The 23,058-nt window shown below is 47.1% G+C and carries 20 protein-coding genes; 1 reads left to right on the top strand and 19 read right to left on the bottom strand.

What is annotated here, in order from left to right; genetic code table 11:
* Window positions 1–83: 83 nt before the first annotated feature.
* The 11 genes from G9U52_RS17745 to G9U52_RS17695 all read right to left on the bottom strand — a co-directional run bounded on the left by G9U52_RS17745 (window position 84) and on the right by G9U52_RS17695 (window position 11,123).
* Window positions 84–911: a phosphoenolpyruvate hydrolase family protein gene (locus G9U52_RS17745; RefSeq protein ID WP_166151975.1), complete on the bottom strand. Its 828-nt coding sequence runs from the start codon at window positions 909–911 to the stop codon at window positions 84–86.
* Window positions 912–918: 7 nt separating this feature from the next.
* Window positions 919–2,184 (bottom strand): Tm-1-like ATP-binding domain-containing protein, encoded by a 1,266-nt coding sequence (locus tag G9U52_RS17740; RefSeq protein ID WP_243767414.1) that lies wholly within the window; start codon window positions 2,182–2,184, stop codon window positions 919–921.
* Between the two features lie 4 nt (window positions 2,185–2,188).
* The gene (locus tag G9U52_RS17735) at window positions 2,189–2,941 is read right to left on the bottom strand and encodes a sugar phosphate isomerase/epimerase family protein (RefSeq protein ID WP_166151974.1); all 753 of its coding nucleotides are present in this window, start codon (window positions 2,939–2,941) and stop codon (window positions 2,189–2,191) included.
* Window positions 2,942–2,974: 33 nt separating this feature from the next.
* Window positions 2,975–3,736, bottom strand: coding sequence for a sulfite exporter TauE/SafE family protein (locus tag G9U52_RS17730; RefSeq protein ID WP_166151973.1), 762 nt, complete (start codon window positions 3,734–3,736; stop codon window positions 2,975–2,977).
* Between the two features lie 93 nt (window positions 3,737–3,829).
* Window positions 3,830–4,192, bottom strand: coding sequence for a cupin domain-containing protein (locus G9U52_RS17725; RefSeq protein WP_166151972.1), 363 nt, complete (start codon window positions 4,190–4,192; stop codon window positions 3,830–3,832).
* Window positions 4,193–4,216: 24 nt separating this feature from the next.
* A complete protein-coding gene (locus G9U52_RS17720) occupies window positions 4,217–5,725 on the bottom strand; it encodes an extracellular solute-binding protein (RefSeq protein ID WP_243767413.1) in 1,509 nt (502 codons plus the stop codon).
* 30 nt (window positions 5,726–5,755) lie between these two features.
* Entirely contained in the window at window positions 5,756–6,637 is an 882-nt protein-coding gene (locus G9U52_RS17715; protein ID WP_166151971.1) for a carbohydrate ABC transporter permease, read from the bottom strand.
* A gap of 31 nt (window positions 6,638–6,668) precedes the next feature.
* Window positions 6,669–7,646 (bottom strand): ABC transporter permease, encoded by a 978-nt coding sequence (locus G9U52_RS17710; RefSeq protein WP_166151970.1) that lies wholly within the window; start codon window positions 7,644–7,646, stop codon window positions 6,669–6,671.
* Window positions 7,647–7,672: 26 nt separating this feature from the next.
* Complete coding sequence (locus G9U52_RS17705; protein ID WP_166151969.1) at window positions 7,673–8,674, bottom strand: Gfo/Idh/MocA family protein; 1,002 nt, start codon at window positions 8,672–8,674, stop codon at window positions 7,673–7,675.
* A gap of 269 nt (window positions 8,675–8,943) precedes the next feature.
* Window positions 8,944–9,501 carry a helix-turn-helix domain-containing protein gene (locus G9U52_RS17700; protein WP_243767412.1) on the bottom strand — a complete coding sequence of 186 codons (558 nt, stop codon included), beginning with the start codon at window positions 9,499–9,501 and terminating at the stop codon, window positions 8,944–8,946.
* A 173-nt stretch (window positions 9,502–9,674) separates the two neighbouring features.
* A complete protein-coding gene (locus tag G9U52_RS17695) occupies window positions 9,675–11,123 on the bottom strand; it encodes an aldehyde dehydrogenase family protein (RefSeq protein WP_311764887.1) in 1,449 nt (482 codons plus the stop codon).
* A 314-nt stretch (window positions 11,124–11,437) separates the two neighbouring features.
* Between G9U52_RS17695 and G9U52_RS17690 the strand changes: the two genes are divergently transcribed.
* Window positions 11,438–11,617, top strand: a complete 180-nt coding sequence (locus tag G9U52_RS17690) for a hypothetical protein (protein WP_243767411.1) — start codon at window positions 11,438–11,440, stop codon at window positions 11,615–11,617.
* Window positions 11,618–11,724: 107 nt separating this feature from the next.
* Here G9U52_RS17690 and G9U52_RS17685 read toward each other — a convergent pair whose 3' ends face one another.
* The 8 genes from G9U52_RS17685 to G9U52_RS17650 form a co-directional block, all read right to left on the bottom strand.
* On the bottom strand, window positions 11,725–13,488 hold the full coding sequence (locus G9U52_RS17685; RefSeq protein ID WP_166151967.1) for a methyl-accepting chemotaxis protein: 1,764 nt from the start codon (window positions 13,486–13,488) through the stop codon (window positions 11,725–11,727).
* Window positions 13,489–13,771: 283 nt separating this feature from the next.
* Window positions 13,772–15,142 carry an FAD-dependent oxidoreductase gene (locus tag G9U52_RS17680; RefSeq protein WP_375790262.1) on the bottom strand — a complete coding sequence of 457 codons (1,371 nt, stop codon included), beginning with the start codon at window positions 15,140–15,142 and terminating at the stop codon, window positions 13,772–13,774.
* A 46-nt stretch (window positions 15,143–15,188) separates the two neighbouring features.
* Window positions 15,189–16,193, bottom strand: a complete 1,005-nt coding sequence (locus G9U52_RS17675; RefSeq protein WP_166152238.1) for a glycoside hydrolase family 130 protein — start codon at window positions 16,191–16,193, stop codon at window positions 15,189–15,191.
* Between the two features lie 57 nt (window positions 16,194–16,250).
* Window positions 16,251–17,126: a carbohydrate ABC transporter permease gene (locus G9U52_RS17670; RefSeq protein WP_166151966.1), complete on the bottom strand. Its 876-nt coding sequence runs from the start codon at window positions 17,124–17,126 to the stop codon at window positions 16,251–16,253.
* Window positions 17,127–17,141: 15 nt separating this feature from the next.
* The gene (locus G9U52_RS17665) at window positions 17,142–18,038 is read right to left on the bottom strand and encodes a carbohydrate ABC transporter permease (RefSeq protein WP_166151965.1); all 897 of its coding nucleotides are present in this window, start codon (window positions 18,036–18,038) and stop codon (window positions 17,142–17,144) included.
* A gap of 82 nt (window positions 18,039–18,120) precedes the next feature.
* Window positions 18,121–19,488 carry an ABC transporter substrate-binding protein gene (locus G9U52_RS17660; RefSeq protein WP_166151964.1) on the bottom strand — a complete coding sequence of 456 codons (1,368 nt, stop codon included), beginning with the start codon at window positions 19,486–19,488 and terminating at the stop codon, window positions 18,121–18,123.
* Window positions 19,489–19,599: 111 nt separating this feature from the next.
* Window positions 19,600–21,225 (bottom strand): response regulator, encoded by a 1,626-nt coding sequence (locus G9U52_RS17655; protein ID WP_166151963.1) that lies wholly within the window; start codon window positions 21,223–21,225, stop codon window positions 19,600–19,602.
* Window positions 21,212–22,984 (bottom strand): sensor histidine kinase, encoded by a 1,773-nt coding sequence (locus G9U52_RS17650; protein WP_311764886.1) that lies wholly within the window; start codon window positions 22,982–22,984, stop codon window positions 21,212–21,214. The genes G9U52_RS17655 and G9U52_RS17650 overlap by 14 nt, the downstream gene beginning before the upstream one ends.
* Between the last annotated feature and the right edge of the window lie 74 nt (window positions 22,985–23,058).

Below are 23,058 nucleotides of genomic sequence, written 5' to 3'. Positions count from 1 at the left end.
TACATATCTGTTACGCTTGTCAAACCAATAAAAGATCCCGAGACACGTTGTGTCATCGGAACCTTCGAAATGCAAGAACAATTTTATTTACTCAAGCTTTTAAATTTCTTTACTTGCTCGGTGATAGCTCTTTCGGTTGGCAGCCGTTCTATGCTGGAGGCTCCGAAGAAGCCGGCAATGCCTTTAGTCTTACCGAGCACATATTCCACATCCTCCGGCTCCGAGATTGGCCCTCCATGACAAATCACCAAGATATCCGGGTTAATGCTCTTCCCGGCATCGTAAATTCGTTGGACAAGGTCGGCGGATTCATCAAGCGATAGTGCCGTCTTTGCCCCAATGCTGCCTTTTGTCGTTAATCCCACGTGAGCGACAAGTACATCGGCTCCAGCCTTCGTCATGGCGATTGCATCCTCTTCATTAAACACGTAGGGAGTTGTTAACAAGTCCAGCTCATGGGCCTGGCGGATCATCTCCACCTCCAGCTGGTAGCCCATCCCGGTCTCCTCCAGATTCTGCCTGAAGGTTCCGTCAATCAAGCCCACAGTGGGGAAATTCTGCACGCCCGAGAAGCCCATCGCTTTCAGTTGCTTCAAGTATACATCCATGACACGAAAGGGATCTGTGCCACAAACACCTGCCAATACGGGTGTATCCTTGACAATAGGGAGCACCTCACTGCCCATATCGACGACAATTTGGTTGGCATCGCCGTAAGGCATCAATCCTGCCAAGGAGCCTCTGCCTGCCATCCGATAACGGCCTGAATTGTAGATGATGATCATATCGACACCGCCCTCTTCAGCGCATTTCGCCGACAAACCTGTTCCTGCTCCTGCCCCTACAAGGAAATGGCCTTGCTCCACTTGGGAACGCAGCCGATTAAGTATATCCTGCCTTGGTATCGCCATCGTCTGATTATCCTCTCTTGTTCGTTTCTAATAGCTTAAGCAGGCTGTCTGCAATCATATCGGCTACGGCCGGGTCATTAATATCCTGCTCCATATCGACCATCGGAATATCCGCTCTAAGATGCTGCTTAATACTTGCATACAAAGCTTCGCGCTCTGCCTTGCCGTCAAAGGGCTTGGTATCCATATCCAATAAGGAAACTCCGGCTTTGGGAAAGACGACAATCGTTGGAGCAAAGCCCTCATTCAGCTTAGTGGCAAAAATACGGCCCAATTCCTGGTTTTCTGAAACGGTTGTCCTCATCAAGGTAGTGGTAGGATTATGCTGGTAAAAGAGACGATCCTTGAAGGCCGCCGGAACCGTCTCCGGCTCACCGAAGTTAACCATATCCAGCGCACCCACCGAAACTACCTGTGGTATTCGGGCGATTCCCGCTGCCTCCAAACGGTCCGGCCCAGCATCGAATATACCGCCAACCAGATGGTCTGCCAGCTCCGTCGTCGTAATATCGGCAACACCCTGAATATAGCCGGCCTTGATTAAAGCCTCCATCGCCATCCCACCTGTACCCGTGGCATGGAAGACGAGTACATCGTAGCCCTTCTCCTCCAGTAGCTCGCGGACTCGGGTCGCGCATGGGGTAGTCACACCGAACATGGTTATGCCCAGCGTCACTTTATCCTTCTCCGCTTCCTGTTCCAGCTCCATGTGCTGGAGCATTCCTGCCAAGCAATGGGCTGCATTGCTAAGGATCCGGCGGGATAGCCGGTTTATGCCGGCAATATCGATAACGGAATACATCATCATGATGTCCTTGACCCCTACATAGGGCCTCGTATTGCCGGAGGCAACAGTCGAAACCAACAGCTTGGGAACCCCAATTGGCAAGGCCTGTAGCGCCTTCGCAGCTACGGTCGTCCCGGCAGTCCCGCCCATGCCAAAGGCAGCACCCACAATCCCCTGCTGCTCAAGCGCGATAACGATGGCTGCAGCTCCCTTGGTCATCACGGCAACTGCGGTTCCCCGGTCGTTGCCAGCCCGCAGGGCTTCGATGCTTGAACCACCGGCTCTTGCCACCTCATCTGCGGTTACATCCGGCTGAAAGAGTGGATCGCCAAGAACGCCGGTATCCACAACAAAGGTTTCTATGCCGCATGCCTGCAGACGGTCTTTAACAAATTGAAATTCCTGCCCTTTCGTATCCAAGGCTCCGATTAGAACCACCTTTTTGCCCATCATGATCAGCTCCCTTGGGATATGATTTCTCTTCAAGATTTCACTTCAATCCACTCCGCATATACGAGTAGCAATCCTTCATGCCTTCAAGGACACCGCTGCCGCTTTCCTCATCCGCTGAGGCCCAGCCTGTATAACCGATCTCTCGAATAGCTCCGAAAATCGGTGCAAAATCAATGGCACCTTTACCCAGCACTCTCCAATCTCCCTGCTCAAAATCCTTAAGATGAAAGTTATCAATGACGTGCCCAAAGCTGCGTATAACCTCCGCTACATCCTCAATGCCGGATTTCACCAAATGGGCTGTATCAACCGTAAGGCCAACCGACTGATCCTTGGCTTGATCGAAAAATATATCGAAATCATCGCGATACATGACCGGATTATTATAATGATGGTGCAGCGAAAGCCTTATGCCTTGCTGCTGCGCCTCGAGTCCCAAATCGGAACAAAGATCCGCGTATCGGCGAATGTCTTCCGGACTCACTTCAGCTCTGGGAACTCCGTGGCAGTAAACAATCATTTCCGTACCTATAGCCGAAGCAAAACGAAACACTTTCCGAAGCTGCTCTATACTGGCCTCATCCAATCTTCCACCTGCTATTAAAGCCGAGCCCACACCTGGCAGATGGCCCCAGGTTTCCTTGAACTTCTCCGGTTCCGCCAGAAAAGGATCATATTGTTTGGCCTTCAATTGAAGCCCGTCATAGCCAATCTCTCTATATTGTTGAAATAATAAAGTCTGTTCCTCCTCAGTTGAGGTAGGTCTTGAAAAAGCCAGCTTTATACTCATGTCCATTTCTCCTCTTGTTTGGTCGATTCAAATTCAAATAGTTAATAAACCTTCAATAAGCAGCTTCAATGCCCCGATAGCTCCTAGTAATAGAACAAGCCGCTGAAAATGAACCTGTGGAATTAATGGCAACAGCTTTATGCCCGCATAAGCTCCTATAGCAATTAAGGGGATGGTCCATACATTAAAAAGGACAGATTCAGACGTTGTCATCCCCAAATGGATGAAAAAGGGTACTTTCACCAAATTCACAATTAAAAAAAACCATGCGCCCGTTCCAATAAACTCCTGTTTAGGCACTCGTTTGGCGAAAAGGTAGATCGCCATAATAGCGCCGGAAACGTTGCCGATCGTTGTTGCAAAACCGGCCAGAATGCCCATTGAAGCGATAAACCATAAGGATGAAGGAAACTTGGAATCAAGCTTGACTCCCATCCGCTCCCTAATGGCTTGAAGAAGGATCAAGCCGCATATAAGCGCTCCTAAGAGGAGATTCAATTGATTATTATCGACCCTCAGTAAAACAAGATAACCGACTACAATTCCAATAAGCGCCCAGGGCATCAGACTGATCAGGTGCTTCCATATCACATTGTTGCGGTAGTAAGCAACGGCTATCAAATCACCGACAATCAGCATAGGCAGCAGAATGCCAACTGACAATTTGGCCGGAAAAATGAGCGTCATCAGCATCGCATTGAAGATGCCCAAGGTTGAAATTCCGGTTTTGGCGAAGCCGACAAATATTCCAACAAAAATAATGATAACGATTTGCAGGTAACTGAGTTCAAACATATGCATTCTCCATAAAAATCGATTTAATCCGGCGTACTCCCACAATATAACCCGAGGGAAGACTAATCTCCCTCGGGTTACCGGTATTGTCGTCTACTCGCCGATGGTCTGACGATCCGGTGCCGAGTAAGCGATAATCATTCGGCATGGCTCCCAGCTAGTTGTTGTTGCATTATGAGGGACATTGCGTGGAATACGCAGCATCATGCCGGGCTCCAAATGAAAGATCTCATCCCCAAGAGTATGATCACATTCACCGGATAAGATAAAGATAACTTCCTCACAGTTCGGGTGAACATGTCTCGGATTGGCCTGACCTGCGTTAATATAAACCATGCCGAACGTCATTTCTGATTCCGGGTCGATTTCCTGACCGCATAACCATTGAATTTTACCCCAATTTTCATGTAATACTCGCTTTGTATCCTGTTTTCTCAAGTCAGTAATAGTAGCCATATCTCTCATTCTCCTTTTTTGTGTTTACTTAGCTGCTAAACGCTCTTTATATGCTGCATTCATTTCTTGGATAATCTTCTGATAATTGGCATCTACCTTCAGATCTGCGACAAATTTATCCCAAGCATCAATACCAACCTTGCCCATAGTAACTTGAGTTTTCATGTCTGTAATTTTCTTGGTGTAATCGGCCCCAAGCTTGTTATTCGTTTCTGAGAATAACCCAATCTCTACTCTTGGTATGCTGATTTTCGCTTTGGCATCAATAATCTTTTTGTTTTTTTCAAATACTTCCTTCGGCATACCTGGCGCAAAAGCGTACATATACGGGTCATGCTTCATAAACAGTTTACCCATCGCTCCTGGACCTAGGCTATCCTTAACTGCTTGCTCATTTGTGATATAAAATCCGTCTTCTTTTTTATAGTGGGTGCCTTCAATACCATAATTGGATAGAATATGCCCTTCTTCGGTAGCGCCGAAATCGAGCAAAGATAAAATTTTAAGCATTTTCGCTTCTGGAACACTCTTTGGAATCGCATAAACTCCGATAAATCCACTATTTTGCTGTTGGAATGGCCCCTTCTTCGCTTCCAGCGAAACGATTGGCTCCCAATTCACCTTCGGATCTCTCTTCCATTGGTCGTATTGCCAACGCCACATCGCTTCGATCGTTTCGGTGGTTATACCTGCTCTTCCGGTAGTAGCCAAATCGGTAATATCATTGCTTTTCATTACAGCAAAATCGGCCGGAATGAGCTGTTCATCAAACAGCTTTTTCTTATAAAGCAGTGCGTCTCTCATTTCAGGCTCTAAATCAATGTTAATAAGGCTTCCATTCACAGGTTTCCATTTGCTGCTGGCACCTGTAAAAATAAATTCAATTTGATCATGCGTACGCATGGTATATCCGAATATGTCTTTCTTTCCATCCAGATCCTTCTCTTTAAAAACCTTCATTACGTTGTACAAATCATCCATCGTTGTAGGCATCTTCAATCCCAGCTTATCCAGCCAATCTCTGCGTATAAAAAAGGTAGTTCCACCCTCCAGAGGACGCACAATGGGTACAACATAATTTTTGCCGTTAACTTTCGTGTTTTCCCAAATCGCTTTTGGCGAATCCATCAAGTTCTTGTAATCTTTTAGATAGGGTGTTAAGTCCCAAAATGCGCCTTGTTTAACCATCGTTTGAAACTGCGGAATGGTCGTATCGGGCAGTCTGATGGCATCCGGAAGGTCTCCGGAAGCTAACAGCACGTTTAACTTGTCATTAAATACCGGGTCTGAAACCCATGTCATGTTAAGTTTCGTATTCGTCTTTTTTTCGAATTCTTTTAAGACCGGATTATCCGGACCCGGTGGTTGAGTAATTGAGAAATTCGCGAATATATTGAGAGCGACAGGAGCCTCATTCTTGCCTTCCTCCGGCTTCGTTGTCGTCCCTCCTCCACTACCAGAACATGCTGAAGTCAATACCGCTAATAGGGACAACATAGCGATAAGTGTATGTCTTTTTGGGCCTTTCTTCATACGTACCCCCCCTTTGTTTATTAAATCCAATCAGCCTTTGACTGATCCAAGCATGACACCTTTGGCGAAATGCTTTTGCAGAAACGGATATACCGCCAATATAGGAACCGTAGCAATAACCACAGCAGCCATTTTGATGGTTTGAACCGGAAGTTGGCCTTCTGACATCATCTCGGTAGCTGCTGCGCCTCCTGTTGTTGTATCTGATTCAATTAACATATTCCTCAAAACAACTTGTAGAGGCACTTTCGCAAAATCATTGATATACAAAATAGCATTGAAGAACGTGTTCCAGTAACCAACTGCATAGAATAAACCGAAAGCAGCCAAAGCAGGAGCCGAGAGCGGAAGCACAATACGGAAAAATGTGCCCAAATCGTTGCAGCCGTCAATCATGGCCGCATCTTCAAGCTCTGCCGGAATGCTGTCAAAAAAGCTTTTCATCAAAATGACATTCCATCCGCTGATCAGCACCGGAATAATAAGGGACCATACACTATTTATCAATCCAAAGTCGCGAACGACAATGTAATTGGGAATAATGCCTGGATTGAACAGGATCGTCAATAAAATCATCAGCATCAGGAATTTTCTGCCTAAAAGTCTTTTGCGAGACATACCAAATGCCATGGCAGAGGTGAAAATTAAACTTAACCCGGTTCCGACCGTTGCCAGAAAGGTGCTGATTAACGTAGCGTTCTTAAAAGTATCGGTGCCCAGCAAATATCTATAAGATCCAAGCGACCAATTTTGGGGAAATAGAACAAAACCATTTTTTTGCAAATATTCATTGGGATCGGTAAAGGAAACAATGAACACATAATACAATGGGAATAACGTGATAATTCCAATCGATACCAACACCATCGTATTCAGATAGTTAAATAGTCGATCACCAAAGCTCAACATCATCTTCCTAATCACCACCCTTGGAGCTTGTCATTTAATAGATGCCTTCCTCGCCAATCCGTTTGGCCATTTTGTTCGCCACAACAACGAGAATAAGACCTACCAATGATTTAAACAAGCCGACTGCTGTACTGTAGCTGAATTGTCCACTCTGAATACCATTGCGGTATACATACGTTTCAAAAACATCCGTATATTGGGCGACTGCTCCATTATTCATAAGAAATACCTGCTCAAATCCGACATCCATAATGTGTCCCAGCCTTAAGATTAACAGAATCAGAATTACGCTTCGGATTCCAGGCAGTGTTACATGCCAGGCTTGCAGCCACCGGTTGGCTCCATCCATTTTGGCAGCCTCGTATAGCTGAGTGTCAACCCCTGTAATCGCTGCCAAGATGATAATCGTTCCCCAACCGGTTTCCTTCCAAATGTTTTGTGCAACGAGCAATCCCCAGATTGTATCCGTATTCGTCAGAAAATCGTATTTGGATAATCCTACGGATACCATCATCATATTTACAATTCCTGAAGACTGCGATAAGAGTAAGAATGATATCCCTGCAATGATGACCCATGATAAAAAATGCGGCAAATACACAACCGATTGAATAACCTTTTTAAAAAATTGATTGTTTACCTCGTTCAGAAGCATGGAAAGAACAATCGGTAGCGGGAAAAAAAATACCAAATTTAATAAACTGATCACCATCGTATTCCTAAAGAGCAAAATAAAATCAGGATTAGAAAAAAAACGGATGAAATGCTCTAATCCTACCCATTCGCTCTTCCACACGCCTGCGTAGGGGGAATACTCTTGAAAAGCTATAATGATCCCCCACATGGGAACGTATTTAAAAAGCAGAAAGAACAGCACACCTGGTAAAACAAGCATATATAAATATTTATCTCGTTTTAATCTCGAAGCCAGTGCATGATGCTTACTCTTAGTGACGGACGGCTGCAAAGCAGATGTTTGTATCCTCATATTCATACCTTCCACTTCCATCATTTATAAAGCATGCTTGAAGATTAGGCCTATACCGTCACCTTTACACCTTGCTTCAGAATTACCACTCTTTGTTCTTCAGCAGAAACATAAGCAGCATCGAGAAGAGTAACCGTTTTCAAGTTGTCAATGGAGCTATTCGGGGCCTCCACTCCGGTTTCAATGGAGGTCAACAGCTGGTTGAGTCCTTCGAAGGTTGCCACTTCTCTGGAAACATGATTGTCCCAGGTCTGTTCAGGCGATTTTCCTTTACCACGGTACAAGTTGACCTTTCCCCCTTCAACAACAAGCGTCCCCGTCTCGCCGATAACGATCATCTCGGTTCTGCCAAAAGCGCTGGAGAAGCTTTGGGTATAGGTCACGACTGTGTTGTTCTCGAATACCACCTGAACGGCACCATCTGTTTCTCCTACACATTGAATAGCCGATGAGGACCGGTTTTGAGCAACAACGGATTTCGCTTCGGAACCAAGAATCAGGCGGAAGCCGTCAAACCAGTGAATGCCCATGACCGAAAGCGCATGTCGTTTTTCCTCTAACCGCCAGCCCACATCCTGCCTGAACATTAGGTTGGTGAATACAATCGAGGTTACCTGGCCAATTGTACCTGGTGTAAGAATTTCCTTGACGAGCTCGAAAGGAAAATGGCGTCGGAAGTTTTGGTTGACCGAGATAGGGACGCCATGCTTGGCAGCCATTTCCGTGATTTCAGTGGCTTCTGCCCATGTATCGGAAAAAGGCTTTTCACAGAAGATCGGAAGCCCTGCTTCGATGATGGGAAACAGGATGTCTTTACGGATAGAGGTAGGCGTGCATACGACAACCGCATCAACGCCACTGTTCTTGAGGAATTCATGCAAATCCGTAAAGCGCTGCGGAACCCCATATTTATCTGCCTTGGCATGTAGGGCTTCCGCGTTCGGATCACATAGTGCCGTGATCTCGATACGTTCGGGATGATCCTTATACCCCACAAAATGCAACTCGCTAACTCCACCCGTACCAACAATACCTACCTTGTACTTTTTCATTTGTTTGCTCACTCCTACATTTTATTGGGATAAGTATCAACAATATTAATTATAGAGAAACTAGATTGTATATAATTCAACATTGTTTACAAAGTTATTATATAGCACTGCATTTCTTATTGCAAGCGTTTTCTTTAGGTGTTTGTCCATAAATATCCATCTCTTTATTAAAAAAAATTGGAGAACCTGGGGCATCCCCAAAGGTCTCCAATCTTTATAAAGCTTGATTTGATGTTTTCACATGATGCCCTTCCCTATATATCAAGCTTTTAGCTATTACTTAATTTGGATTGTGTGAACACGGCCATATATTTGACCTCATCCGTAATCGGCATTAAGGTATGTTTTTCAATCGAATCAAAATAAAGACTGTCACCAGGCTTCAGCATATATTCTACATTTCCTACTTTATAGCGCATTTCGCCTTCGAGTATGAATATAAATTCCTCGCCATTGTGACTGTACAAATTTTTGCTATCGTTTTCATCCTTTCGGGATATAAACAGAAACGGCTGCATAAGCTTTTCACTACGTTCAACGGCAAAGGTGAAAAAAGAGTAGCCTCTATCCGTTTTGGTCATTCTTGCCTCACTTGCTTCTTTCGTGGTATAAATCGTGCCCGATTGCTGCTGGTCATCCAATAGAATAGATACCTTGGTACCCAGTGCATCGGCTATTTTAATCAATGTAGAAATGGGAGGTATCGTTTTCCCATTTTCTATTTTGGATAATAAACTTTTGGAGAACCCGCAAACATTGGCAATATCCATCAGATTTCTATTCTGCTCGGTTCTTAATTTTTTGATTTTATTCCCTAATTCCATCATAATTGTCGTCTCCTATTTAACTGCATTCAATTAAGTTTATTTTAACGAAACTGCGTAGATCCGTCAATTAAAAACGATTATTGAAGCTTTCACTAGGAACAATTCGGACTTACACTCGACGTGCAGATTGTTAATTGCTAACAGACTACTCACAATATCACCACAACTCTTGTTTAATTCCTGTTAAACACGATGAGCTTCAGCTCCGTCATTTCCTCAATTGCATACTTTAGCCCTTCACGACCTAAACCACTTTCCTTCACACCGCCGTATGGCATATGATCCACGCGGAAAGTTGGGATATCATTGATCATCACTCCGCCGACATGAAGCTTCTCCGCTGCGTCCAAAGCAGTATGAATATTGTCTGTGTAAATACCCGCCTGCAGGCCGAACCTCGAATCGTTAACCAACCTAATCGCTTCTTCCATCGTACCTACACGCTGGATAACAACAATGGGGGCGAAAGCTTCCTGGCAAGAAACCTTTAACACGGAAGAAGCCTCCAAAATAACCGTCGGCAGCAGCATATTGCCCACTGCCGTACCGCCAGCAGCAATTGTTGCCCCATGGAGCTTCGCTTCGCCGATCCAATCTAGCGCACGCTCAACATCCGCCAGCGAAATCAACGCAGATACGTCAGTAGCCGGATCAAGCGGATCTCCTAGCTTTAGCTTGCTTGTCGCTTCAACGAATTTGGCAACAAATTCGTCGTAAATCGCCTCATGGGCATACACTCGCTGCAAGGAAATACATACCTGCCCTTGGAAAGAAAAAGCTCCAGGGACGCTGCGGGCGACGATTTTATCGATAGGGGTGCCCTTGTCGATAATCACAGCCGAATTGGCGCCAAGCTCCAGTGTAACGCGCTTCAGCCCCGCCTTGTTACGGATGCCGATGCCTACCGCCGGGCTGCCGGTGAATGTCACCATCTTGACACGATCATCCGTCACGATCCGTTCGCCGACGAGCCGGCCGCTGCCAGTCACCACGTTCAGCGCACCGTCAGGCAAGCCAGCTTCCTTCAGCAGCTCGGCGATCAAAAGCGCAGTCAGTGGCGTTTGCCCCGCCGGCTTCAAGACGACCGTATTGCCGGCGGCAATGGCAGGTCCCACCTTATGGGCAACCAAGTTCATCGGGAAATTGAACGGGGTAATCGCTCCAATGACACCGATCGGCTCCCGTACGGTATAGGCGACTCTGCCCTCGCCACCAGGCGCCGCATCCAAGGACATTGTCTCGCCATGTATACGCTTGGCTTCCTCTGCTGCGAATTTATAGGTCTGGACTGTGCGCGCGACCTCCAACTTTGCCGTTGTGATCGGCTTTGCCGCTTCTAGCGAGATCAGCCTGGCCGCTTCCTCCAGCCGTTCCTCCAAAAGCTGTGCCAGCTTTTCAAGAATAGCCGCTCTCCTGTGCGCAGGCATCGCCCTCATTACGACAGCAGCGCGGCTAGCCGCCTCAATCGCTTGGTCAACCTGGTCGTTTGAAGCAGATGCAATGTCCGCCAAGTGCTCCTCAGAATACGGCGAGTATAGCGGGTAATAATCGGGTGCTTGTACCCAGCCGCCGTCAATAAACAGTTCTTTTTTCACTTGGTAATCCCCCTTATCCCACACCACTCCAATGCCTCCTGCAGCATTGGAATGGCTCTAGACTACATTGTACAGACTATGCACGGTGGAATCTATGGCAAAAGGCGATGAAATTCCCCATCTTTTTTATCCTTAAGGGATAACTCCCATCTATATATGATTAATCATTCAGGCGTTTTGATATGAAGAAAAGTAACTATAAAGATGGTTATTCATTATCTATATGAGCTAAGCCTGAATCCGGATGCAAATTGGGACTGGAGGGAAGCGTTCATGGAATTACTGGAAACTCTGCAGCGGAGGGTTTAAAAAATGGAAATGGAAACGAAGGTGGAATTAAGTTGGTCTTAACCGAAGAGTCGGAGGAAGAGGTGAATACCAAGCTGAAGCAAATTATAGTCCAATCCTTTTACAACGTCTATCAGACGTCCATAGATAAAAAGATCGATATGCGAATGGCCGCTTATATGGTAGGGTTAAAGCGCTTGGTAGAGGCGATTAAATGGCGTGGATGGATTTAAATTTCACCTATTGTGCCTAGGGTTTTCTGCGTTTTAGAATCGGCTTCCAAGCACCCTGCAGCTTGTCCTACTCACAGCAAGCTGCAGGGGAATTGGACCTGAAGCGATTATACTTTAATCTGTTTAACAGCTTCCCGTAAATGATGTGTCATGCCGCTCAGCTCCGCAGCTGCATCCGCAACATGCCGCACGATCTCCAGCTGTTGATCCGCCAACTCCCGTATCTGGAGCGTTTGCTCGGAGGAGGCTTTGGCAATATCGGTGATTTCAACGACCGAGGCCGACACCTCCTCGGAACCGGCTGAAATCTGCTCGGTTGCAGCCGAAATATCGTGAATTTGTCCGGTGACTAACCGGAACATCTCCACTACGTTCGTGAAGGACTCTTCCGCCTCCTCGGATAATACCTTGCCTGTATATACTTCCTTTGAGCCAATCTCCATCGCCTCGCTGATTCGCAACGATTCGTTCTGAACATTATGCAGCAATGAAGCAATCAATTGCGTAGAGCTGGTAGCTCCTTCGGCAAGCTTTCTTACTTCTCCTGCAACAACAGCAAAACCTGCACCATGCTCACCAGCACGAGCCGCTTCTATGGACGCGTTCAATGCTAGCAGCTTCGTCTGATTGGCAATTTCGGATATGGCTGTCAAAGCCCCCGCGATCTCATGCGAGTAGTTACGTAGGACGGAAACCCGCCTCACGGCTTCTTCCGTATTCGCAGAGATCGTACCGATCTGGCCATTCATACGCCCCATTGTGCTTCTGCCCGCTTCGGCGCTCTCCAGAGCTTTCAAAGAAGCATCTGAAACCGCCTCCGCAGCTTCGGAGATGCGCTGGATTGTGGTCGTGATCTCCTCCATCGCTCTTGCACTTTCTTCCGAGCTTGTACGTTGGGTGCTGGCTCCTTCGGCAAGCTGATTCGCCGCTTCGTTTACCTGAACATTGATCTGAAGCAACTGCTGCGCTTCTGTGGCGGAGCGGTCTGAAGCAACAACCAGTTGATCGGAGGTCTGGGCAATATTCGATACAATCCCACCAACGATCGAATTCAAGCTGACTGACATCTTGACGATGGCCCGGTACATAGCGCCTATCTCATCCTCAGAACGTACAGGATGCTCAAGCAGCAGTTTGTTGGCCTTCGCGAATTCACCAGCCGCGATATTTTCCGCTCCAGTGACAATCCACTTAAATGGATTAAATGCACGAATAAGGACCCCTACAATCAGTCCAAGCCCCAATAATGCCATAATCACCATCAGCATATAAAAGGGAGCACTCTCACGTATGACGCTGCTTGCGATGCTATCGGTTACTGAAGCTTCCGTATCAATGCCAATTACACCAATCACCGTTCCATCCGAAAGCTTGATCGGCGCGTACGAGGAAATATATTTGCCGTACTCAGGATTGTCGATTAGCGGTGAATTCGCCATTTGGCCCTTCAGCAGTGTTTGGACAGCACTTGCGGGAATATCCGTTACTTCATTGATGGGAGAAGCAACCTCTGAACCCTTCGGCTGGCCATCGATTATAATAAGTGGGCGTTGGCTCTCATCGATTCGAACAATATAGACGTAAAGCGCTCCGATTTGCGTACGAAACAGGTCAAGCTCTTGGCGAATCGTCCAATACACATCGTTCTCCTGGGGATTTTTCAGGAATTGCTGCAGCCTCCCAGCATCCAGCTGCTTGGAATAACTATCAGCCATACGCGAGCCATAGCTTGTGATAACCTCCGTGGCTACAATTTTCGTATTGCTGATTTGCAGCCAGATATATCCTGAAGACAACAATACAATAACAACCACAATTACAGCAGCAATCCGGAATGCCAAACGCTTTCTAAACCATGTAAATCCCTTCATAAGTTGATTCAAATCCCCCTACTTGCTCATTTTCCAAAATTTGTCGCCCTACATACCTTTTCGACATTTTTCCGCTTTTTCCTTCCTTCTGTGGATTCGCTTATTGCCAGCCCAATTAAAAGCAAAAAAGACCCTTACTTCCTCCCAGAAACTTATATCTTCTGGCGTGTAATATGAATAAAAAAGCATAGCCCGACTCCCTTAGGGATCGGACTATGCTTATGAGCTCTTTCATTGTATAGGTTAATACCCTGTTTAAGAATGGTCCCCATTATGAAGTAACTTAAGCCTCATCAGCAGCAGGAACCGTAAAATCCTCACCGAGCCATGCATGTTGCTCCAGTAGTAGCTGCTGAAGCTGAGGGACGGATACGTCCCTTGACTTGGCCGATGTGCGCAAGGCTAGTGCAGCCGCTGTTCCAGAGGCTTGACCCATAGCGAAGCAATTGGGCATAACTCTCAGAGATCCTTGTACGGCTCGATCCGAGGAAGCCGCCCGTCCGGGTACCCACAGGTTGTCGATGCCCACAGGCAGCAGGACGCGGTAGGGCACACCATGGGATTGACCTGGGGGCAGATGAGTAAAGGTCATATTCCCTTTGCTGTTGGCCAAATGAATATCGATATAATATGCATTACGGGCGATATCATCGGGGAAGGAACGTGCCTCCATAAAGTCATCCCCGGTCAGCACATAATCCCCTTGAATACGTCTTGTCTCGCGAATACCAACCTGTTCGCCGCTTGCGACCAAGTGGGCCTTCTCAAAACCAGGCACATAGGCACGGAAAAATTGTAGCTGACGCTCGGCTAGCCTGCGGCCTTCAATGGCTCCACGGGTCAAATCCTCTGCCTTCGTCCCATCGATACCAAAGACATGTCCGAAGTTGACGCCGACGAGATAATCATTGACCCAAGCGAGTCCCGATATAGATTTGCGTCCTTCCGGCAGGGCACCGTCAGTGATAGCCCTCTCGACAGTCTTGTGCAGCTGTCCGGTATCCCCGGTTTCCTCCAGAAACCTATGAAACTTCGATCGGTCTACGTTCGCAAGCAGATAGCACATGCTCCCAGGCTGCAGTTCTCCTTGCTCGTCGCCCTTCTGGAACGGTACGCCTGCCATCGCTGCAATATCCGCATCTCCCGTAGCATCTATCACATAGCGGCAACGTATGAAGGAACGTCCTGTTTTATTAACAACGATAATGCCCTCAATGCTTTTCTTGTCCTCAGATAGCAACACATCGTAGACAAACGTATGATAAAGCAGTGCAACTCCGCTTTCTGTAGCGGCATCATCATACACTCGCTTCAGCACCTCTGGATCAATAGGAACCCAATCCAGTGTATGCTCGTATTCCTTGCGGTAATCGGCATTGCACGCATGCTTCATCCGCTCCATAAGCTCCATCCCGATGCCGCGGATGATCGGCTTCTCCTTATCCGTGAACGGGCAAAATGCTGGAACCAAAGACACCGTCCCCATTCCGCCCATATATCCTCGCTGCTCAACGAGTAATGTCACAGCTCCATTGTTAGCCGCACTGATTGCAGCTGCAATGCCAGAGGCTCCGCCCCCGATGACAACAACATCGACCTCTTGGGAAACGGGAATGCTCTCTACTGGTAATGTCACTTGACCGTAGCTCATCATAATCCTCCTTCCGGATTTCCATACGGAATCCACTTCGTAAGCCTTTTTATTTGCCTTCCAAACAAAGACGTACTAAATCATCCACATGAGCAGTTGCTAAGCACTCTACAGTGTCGGCGGCGCCGTAATATATTTTGACTTCGCCGGAATCCTCCAGAATCATTCCACCAGGGAAGATCACATTATTGCGGAATCCCCCATCGGTCTCATAACTTGCTTCGGGAGCGATTAATGGTGATGGAGACATGCCTATAATCCGGCTCGGATTATCCAGGTCAAGCAGCATAATACCTGCCGTATAGCGCTTCTTCCAGGTTTCTTCCCAACCATTCTTGCCGCGGCTGCGATCAAGGTCAACGGCATGGAAGGTCGTCAGCCAGCCTTTCTCCGTCTTGATCGGCGGAGCGCCAGGGCCTACCTTGTCATTGGCGAAGGGAACCTGTTCTACAGCCAACAGCAGCTGAGAGTTACCCCAATAGCGCAGATCCGGGGAGTCACTCATCCACATATCGAATCTATCGATACCTCCTCTGCTGTACACCGGGAAAGGCCGCTCCAGTCGGACGTACTTGCCCCCTATCCGCTCAGGGAACAATACCATGTTCCGGTTGTCAGGCATAGACAGACTGAGAACCTCAAAGTTTTCAAAGTCCTCGGTCACGGCAATACCGCCGCGAAGCCCGTGCAACGTATCAACAGCAAAGCACATGTAGCACTTGCCTTCGATTACAGTCAGCCTCGGGTCATAGACCCGAATAACCTCTTCATCATTCCAAATCCAGCAGGGAGCCGGCTTAACCTCCCACTTTACACCATCATCACTGAATGCCAATCCCAAATTGGTCGTGTTATGCGGCAGGATCGTGTGCTGATCCGCATCTCCATAGTCGTTGCGAAACACCATCACGTATTTACCCTGAAATTTGGTGACTCCCGCGTTAAATACCATCGCTGGACCGTAAGGAACATCCTTGGGCGTAAGCAGCGGGTTAGCCGGATGGCGCTGAATCAGAGGACTGGAATGCAGTGCACCAATTGTAAATTCGTTCATCATTAATGACCTCCTGCTTAATATTTAACAATATTTACTATATGAGTGGTTGACGGTTTATCCTTTAACAGAACCTGCCGTTACCTGCATAAATGATTTATTAGCCGCGATATAAACAAGCAGCATAGGCACGATGGATAGGCAGGCTCCCGCCATCATTAAGTGAATCTGCATCGCAGCGGACGAGCCATAGCGAAGGTTAGCCAGACCGACAGTCAGCGTCTGCAGCTTTGGGTTCGTCATCGTAAATACCAACGGTAAAATATATTCATTCCAAGCATGGCGGAACGCGAACAATCCCGTAACACCAAGGCCTGGCGCCAAAAGCGGAAGAATAATCCGGAAGAAGTTACGGGAAAAGCTAGAGCCATCCATCATGCCCGCTTCATCCAGCTCCCGCGGAATCGCTTTGAGAAAGGTCAGTAGAATAAAGAAAGTGCTCGCATGGGCGCTTATCAGAATAAGAATGACTCCCCAAAGTGTCGTATTAAGATGCAGCTTGACCATCAGATCGAACTGCGGCCGCAGTACAACTGCCCCTACGGATACAAACATGGTTGCCGCCTGAACTCCCACATAAAGCGACTTCCCCGGAAATTGCCTCCGTTCGACTACGTACGCAGCCATTGCCGCGACAAGCAGGGTTCCAATCGTAACCATAATGCTTAAAAAGGCGCTGTTCCAAGTATATTGGGCGAACTTGGTCTGCTTCCACGCCTCTGCATAATTAGAGAACAACCATGTCTTCGGCAGTATATCACCACCACCAGTCATTAGCTCAGCGCCACTCTTCAAGGAACCCAATAGGGTCATCAATACAGGAAACAAGGTCAGAAGTGCCGTAGCCAGCAAAAACAACCACATTACTGTGCGGCCAACCAAGCTCGCGAGCCGTACGGACGATTGTCCCATAGATGATGTCTGTTTGTTCATGTCCTAACTCGCCTCCTAAAATACCTTGTTCATTTTTCTGCTCAAATAGTTGTAAAGAAACGTTATTCCACCCACAATGAGCGCTGTAACAAAACCTACTGCACTTCCATAACCGATTTGTTGATCGACAGGAGATCCCGTTGATACAGGAAAGAGAAGCTTATACAGGTATAGATACATAACCTCCGTCTTGCCAATCGGTCCGCCTTCCGTCATCACCATGATGCTCTCGTAGCCCTTAAGCGAAGCGATAATGGCCAGCATAATAATCATTTGCATCACAGGACCCAGCATAGGAATCGTAATGTAAGCAAATCGCTGAGGGGCATTCGCACCATCAATCGAAGCACTTTCGTACAGATCCTGCGGAATGCTTTGCAGGCCTGCTAGAAACAGCAGCATGTAATTACCAACCGCTCCCCACGCTGCTACAATAATAACCGTGATCATGGCATACTTCGGTCCAAGCCATTCAATCGGCTGACTGATCAGATGATATTTCATCAATAGTTGGTTGACCATACCGTTATAAGAATTAAAGATGATATAAAAAACAACCGAAATAACAGCCGTACTAATAACCGTTGGCATGAAGTAGATCGCACGCAGCAGATTTTTTCCGCGCAGCTTGCCATTCAAAATAACGGCCAGCAGCAGTGAAAGAGGGATGGTTAGCAGCAGCTTGCCTCCGGCAAATACAAACGTGTTGACCACCGAATCCCAGAACTGCGTATCCCTCGCCAGACGTCTGAAATTATCCAGGCCCACGAACAGCTCTTCACCATAACCTGCGTAATCGTAAAACATATAACGCAATACCCATATCAAGGGATAGATGCCTAAGGCCAGAGTCAATATGATACTAGGGAGAAGAAATAGGGTATTTTCTTGGAGCCGTCTCCATGTGGGCATCTTCGTATTCTCCTTTCTTTGCAGCATGAAAAACAGGGGATTTCGTCACCAGCTCACAAAAACCCCTATTTTCGCTAAATTATTATTTGCCTTGCAGCTTGCTTGGATCAAAAGTCGGGTCAGGCGTTACCTTGACGCTTCCCTTCTCGATTTCTTTGGTTAAAGCTGTATTATAGCGACTGTTCAGATCCTCTGTGATTTTCTTCAAATCTCCGCCTGCCAGCATATATTTAAAGAATGCATCGGCGTAGTTGGCTCCCTCTGGAGTAACCGTCGGGGACACAGGCCACAGAGAATCCATCTTACCAACGAGGAACCCTTCCATTCCAGGAATTTCTGGTTGTTTCGCCTTCTCTACGATGCTTGGAACAATGGTAATACCGAAGCCTTTTTCATGATAAGTCGTTAATATCTCATCCCCATGCATGTACTCCATGAATTTCCAAGCAGCGTCTTTATTGGCTGAATGATTACTAATGCCTAACCAAGTTCCGGCAGACACGATTTCGGAAGTCCCGCTGATTTTACCATCCAACGTTGGAGCAAGCGCACCTGCCCATTTAATCTGGGTTGGGAACTGGTCCTTATACACACCCGGTTCCGTAGAGAAGGAAAGGTACATCCCGATCTTGCCTGCCGCGAATTGGGCACGCATCGGATCGATATCCAGCGTTTCCGCTCCTGGCAGAATACTGCCGTTATCATACATCTGTTTGAAATACGTAATGACCTCTGCGTAAGGAGCAAAATCAAATTTACCCGTTTTTAGATCGAAGCCAAGACCTTGATGACCGCTTAATGATAAGATTTCCCGTGCAGCACGATCGAAGGCACCCTTCGGATTTTTGAAATTAAGCGCAAAGCCATACACGCCATCCTTCTTGCCAATCTCGGTAATTTTCTTAGCGGCATCCACCATTTCCTGAAGAGAAGCAGGGGGATTCGCAATACCCGCTTTGTCAAACAGCTCCTTGTTATATACGAGCCTCAGCGTTAAGCCGGTATTAGGGAGACTGTACAGCTTACCATCGAATTTGTTTACGTCATCGATCAATACCGTAGAGAACTTCTTCTTCAAATCATCGGTCAGGTAAGTATCAATCGGTGCCAAATACCCTTTTTTAACAAAAAGCCCTGTGTTCGCGCTTTTCAGGCGGAGCACATCAGGTGCTTGGTTACTGGCAAAGGCGATATCCACGCTCTGATTGTAATTTTCCGACATTACCGTCAATTCCACTTCGATCTTGTCCGCATTCGTGGCATTGAATTTCGTAATAAGCTCCTTGATATATTCCTGATCGTGACGATCATCTGTCCAATATTTGATAACTTTTTTCTGCGCTGGTGCTGCGGACGATCCTGCCTCCGCATTCTTGATCGGTTCGGAGCTGCTGCAGCCTGTTAGAGCCAAGGCAGCACCCAAGCCAATAATAGCCGATTTTTTCCACATATATAATACCCCTTTTTCGTCTATTGTCTTACTTCTCTTTTATTATAGAATGCGGATGCCAAAAAGAGAGTGGGGTCAATTCACTCTTTAGGGATACGATTATATGATGATTTACGTGTTTGGAGCATCGGGATCGTAGCTCGCCCGAAATTCAGATGGGGTCATACCAGTCATTTTTTTGAACACATCACTAAAATAACGGCGTTCTTCATAGCCTACGGCTGATGCAACCTCTTGTACAGGTACGCCTCCCACCAGCATAGCTTTGGCCTTATGGATGCGCTCGGCTGTCACATACTGGGTCAAGGTCATCCCTGTTACCTTCTTGAACAAGCTGGAGTAATAGCTGCTACTCAGATGTACATGAGCCGCACATTCAGCTACCGTCACCTCCCTGTCCAGATGGCTTTTCAAATAATCCAACGACTTGTAGATAATCGTCTGTCCCTCGGATAAGGTGTTCTTCCTTACAAGCTCAGTCCCCTCTTGACACAGTGTTAATAACTGCTGCTCCAAGCCCGACAGGGTCACGCCCGAAGTCCCTCCCAGGGTCTTGAACGACTGGACATACGGTTGAATGTCTGAATACGGCACCAGCTCATAGAAAGTACGGATAGTGGAAGCCGCCAGCTCTTGGTACAAACTCAGTAAATAATCCGGATTCGGTCGGGGTGTCATCTGGTGCAACGTATCCGAGATATCGGCTAATATACTTGTAGCGCGGTCACTATTGCCAGAGCGCAGCGCAAGCAGCAGCTCATCCTTACGGTCAAGCGCCAGAGGAGCCTGTCGATCCGTCTTCGGAATTTCCTCATAACCAATAGCCCCGTTACCCTCCGTGAACAGATGGTACGTTAATGCCTGGTTGGCCTGTCTATAAGAGTCGGGAAGCTCGCTCACCTGCTCCACTCTTCCTCCAACACCTATGGAAACCGTAAATTTCGTAAATTGCTCTATATTTCTACAGCAGCTTTCCGCTATAGCATTGGCATTCGTTAGAGAATCGTTAAGAATGGCGACGAAGCGATTCGCCTTAGCCCGAAAGACCATACACCGTGTATGCTCACGGATGGTTTCCTCAGTAATGTTCTGCAAAGAAAATCGAATCAGCTCCACATCGTGGATAGAAAGATCAGCAACGCTCTCTTGAAAACCATCGATTTCCAACAGCAAGACCACAAAACCCTGCTGGTCCAAATCTACTTTCAAAAATTCCCAGCGCTTGGCAGCATTCTCCCAAGACGTTCGATGATTCACCAGAAGAGCAAAATATTCCTGCCTGAGCACGGGCATGCTCTCCCGTAGCTTAATCTGCATATCTTGCACTTTAAGAAGCTTTGACCTTTCCTGTATAATTTGCAGCTTAGCCTTCAAGACCACTTCTGTAATATCCTCTTCCGTAAAGGGTTTGACGACAAAGTCGAAAGCTCCTAGCTGAACAGCCTGCTTGGCATACTCAAAATCGGTGTAGCCGCTGATGAGAATGACCTTGCACGAATGGTTCAGCTCTAGAATCGCTCGCAGCATCGTAAGTCCATCCATCTTGGGCATGCGGATATCCGTAATAATCAGGTCGGGTTTAACCCGCTTTACTAACTCAAGTCCATCCTCTCCGTTAGCTGAAGAACCAACGAGCGTAATGCCGTGCTCATCAGCCCATTCAATCGCGGTTAATCCATCTACCACACTCTTAATATCATCGATGAGGCATAAAGTAATCTGTTCATGGTTGTACATCGGGATGCTCTCCTTTCAAGGGTATAGATATGGTGACGATCACCCCTTGACCCAGCACGCTTTCGATCGTCATATCCGCCTTGTCTCCGTAGTATAGCTGCAAACGGCTGACCAGATTACTGATCGCATAGCCGTGACCCTGCTCTTGCCAACGCAAGGAGCGAACCGTCGCTTCATCCATGCCAACACCATTGTCCTGCACCCGGATGGTCCATTGCTCCATGTCGGTATCGCCATCTATCTCCATACTTATACGTCCGCCGGTTTCCATACTGCTAAATCCATGGAGGATACTGTTCTCCACCAAGGGCTGCAGCATAATCCGGGGTATCGGAAGCCCCAACAGCCAAGGCTGCCGCACCTGGATATCATATTCGAATAGATGCTCGTAACAGTAGGTTTGAAGCTCAAGATACTGCCGAACATGCTGGAGCTCCTTATCCAGGGTTGTAATCTCATTCCCTTTGTTCAGCCCCAGTTGGAATAGCCGCGATAAGGATACCACCATTTTTTGCGACTGATCCACCTGCTTGAGCTTAAGCTTCCAATAAATCGTATTAAGTGTATTATATAAAAAATGCGGGTCCATCTGGGCGGATAATGCCTTGATCTCTGCGACCCGCTTGTTCGTCTCAGCCAGCTTAACCTCTTCGATCAGTACCACGATCTGCTCCAGCGTCCGGTTAAATCGGAAGCCCACCTGTGCAAGCTCATCCTTATTCCGGCTTTCGAAGCGCGCCGTGAGGTCATTGCCTTCCACTCGCTTCATAACCTCCTGTATCCCATGGAGCGGCTTCAGCAAATAACGAGTGAACCCCCCTGACACCAATACGGTAACTATAAAGGCACCTATGGTAATGAACACAATCATCCATTTTACATAAATCAAATCCTGAAGCACATGATCCTTGGACTGTACGGACATGATCGTCCAATCCGTGATGCCAAGACGGGCATAATTAAGCAAGTAGGTTTCATTCCCCAGCTCGTAAGAAGCATATCCTTTAGGTCCTTTCTGAATGAATGCCTCCATTTGGCCGCTATTAACCACCTGCTTCACCAAAGGATCCGTTTCAAGACCTACTGGTTCTGCAGCACCATTCAATAGAAAGCGGGAGGAGCCTCCATTGGATTCTAAGCCTACCAGCCTGCGCAGCCCCTCCTCCCGGATATTCACCACAATGTATACATCTTTCACATAATCTTCCGATATCGGCTCCAGAATGAGTGAAACGACACGATTGTTACCCAAAAACAACTTGTCCTCATGCCCCTCTACCCAGACATTTTTCTGTTCACGCAGAATACGTTCGTATAAAGGCGATTCAAAAAAAGAGCTTTGGCGATTACGGTTCATGGATAGTGGATAGAACTCGCCCATCGGCGTAGATACAAAGATGGAATGAATGAGCGGTTCTGTCATCCGTGCTTGGGAGAACACATTGTCCAGATTCGTCATATGCGTAAAATATTGGCTGTTGTTCCCAGCCGCCACGTCCTTCAGCATACCCTTAAACGGATTGCTGATCATCAACGTCATCATGACCAGCATCAGCTTGTTCAGCTTCTCATCTACGATTTCTGCCGATTTCTCCACCGTATCCTGAGTCAGCTTCATGGCGTTGTTCTCCAAAATATTGGCCGTGATGACATAGGAAAATCCCCCGGTTATAAGAATCGACAGGATTGTTACAACCAAAAAAGCGATTTTTAACTTGTTGCGAAACGAAAGCCTGTTTATATCAATCAATAAATTCACACCCTATCCTCACTAGATGACCAATAACTCGATTATGTGATAGAGATAGTGTTCGCAGAAGCCAGTCACTCGCC

It is taken from the genome of Paenibacillus agricola (assembly GCF_011440305.1).
In the GTDB taxonomy this organism is placed as follows: domain Bacteria; phylum Bacillota; class Bacilli; order Paenibacillales; family NBRC-103111; genus Paenibacillus_S; species Paenibacillus_S agricola.
This window is presented reverse-complemented; position numbering and strand designations above follow the sequence as displayed.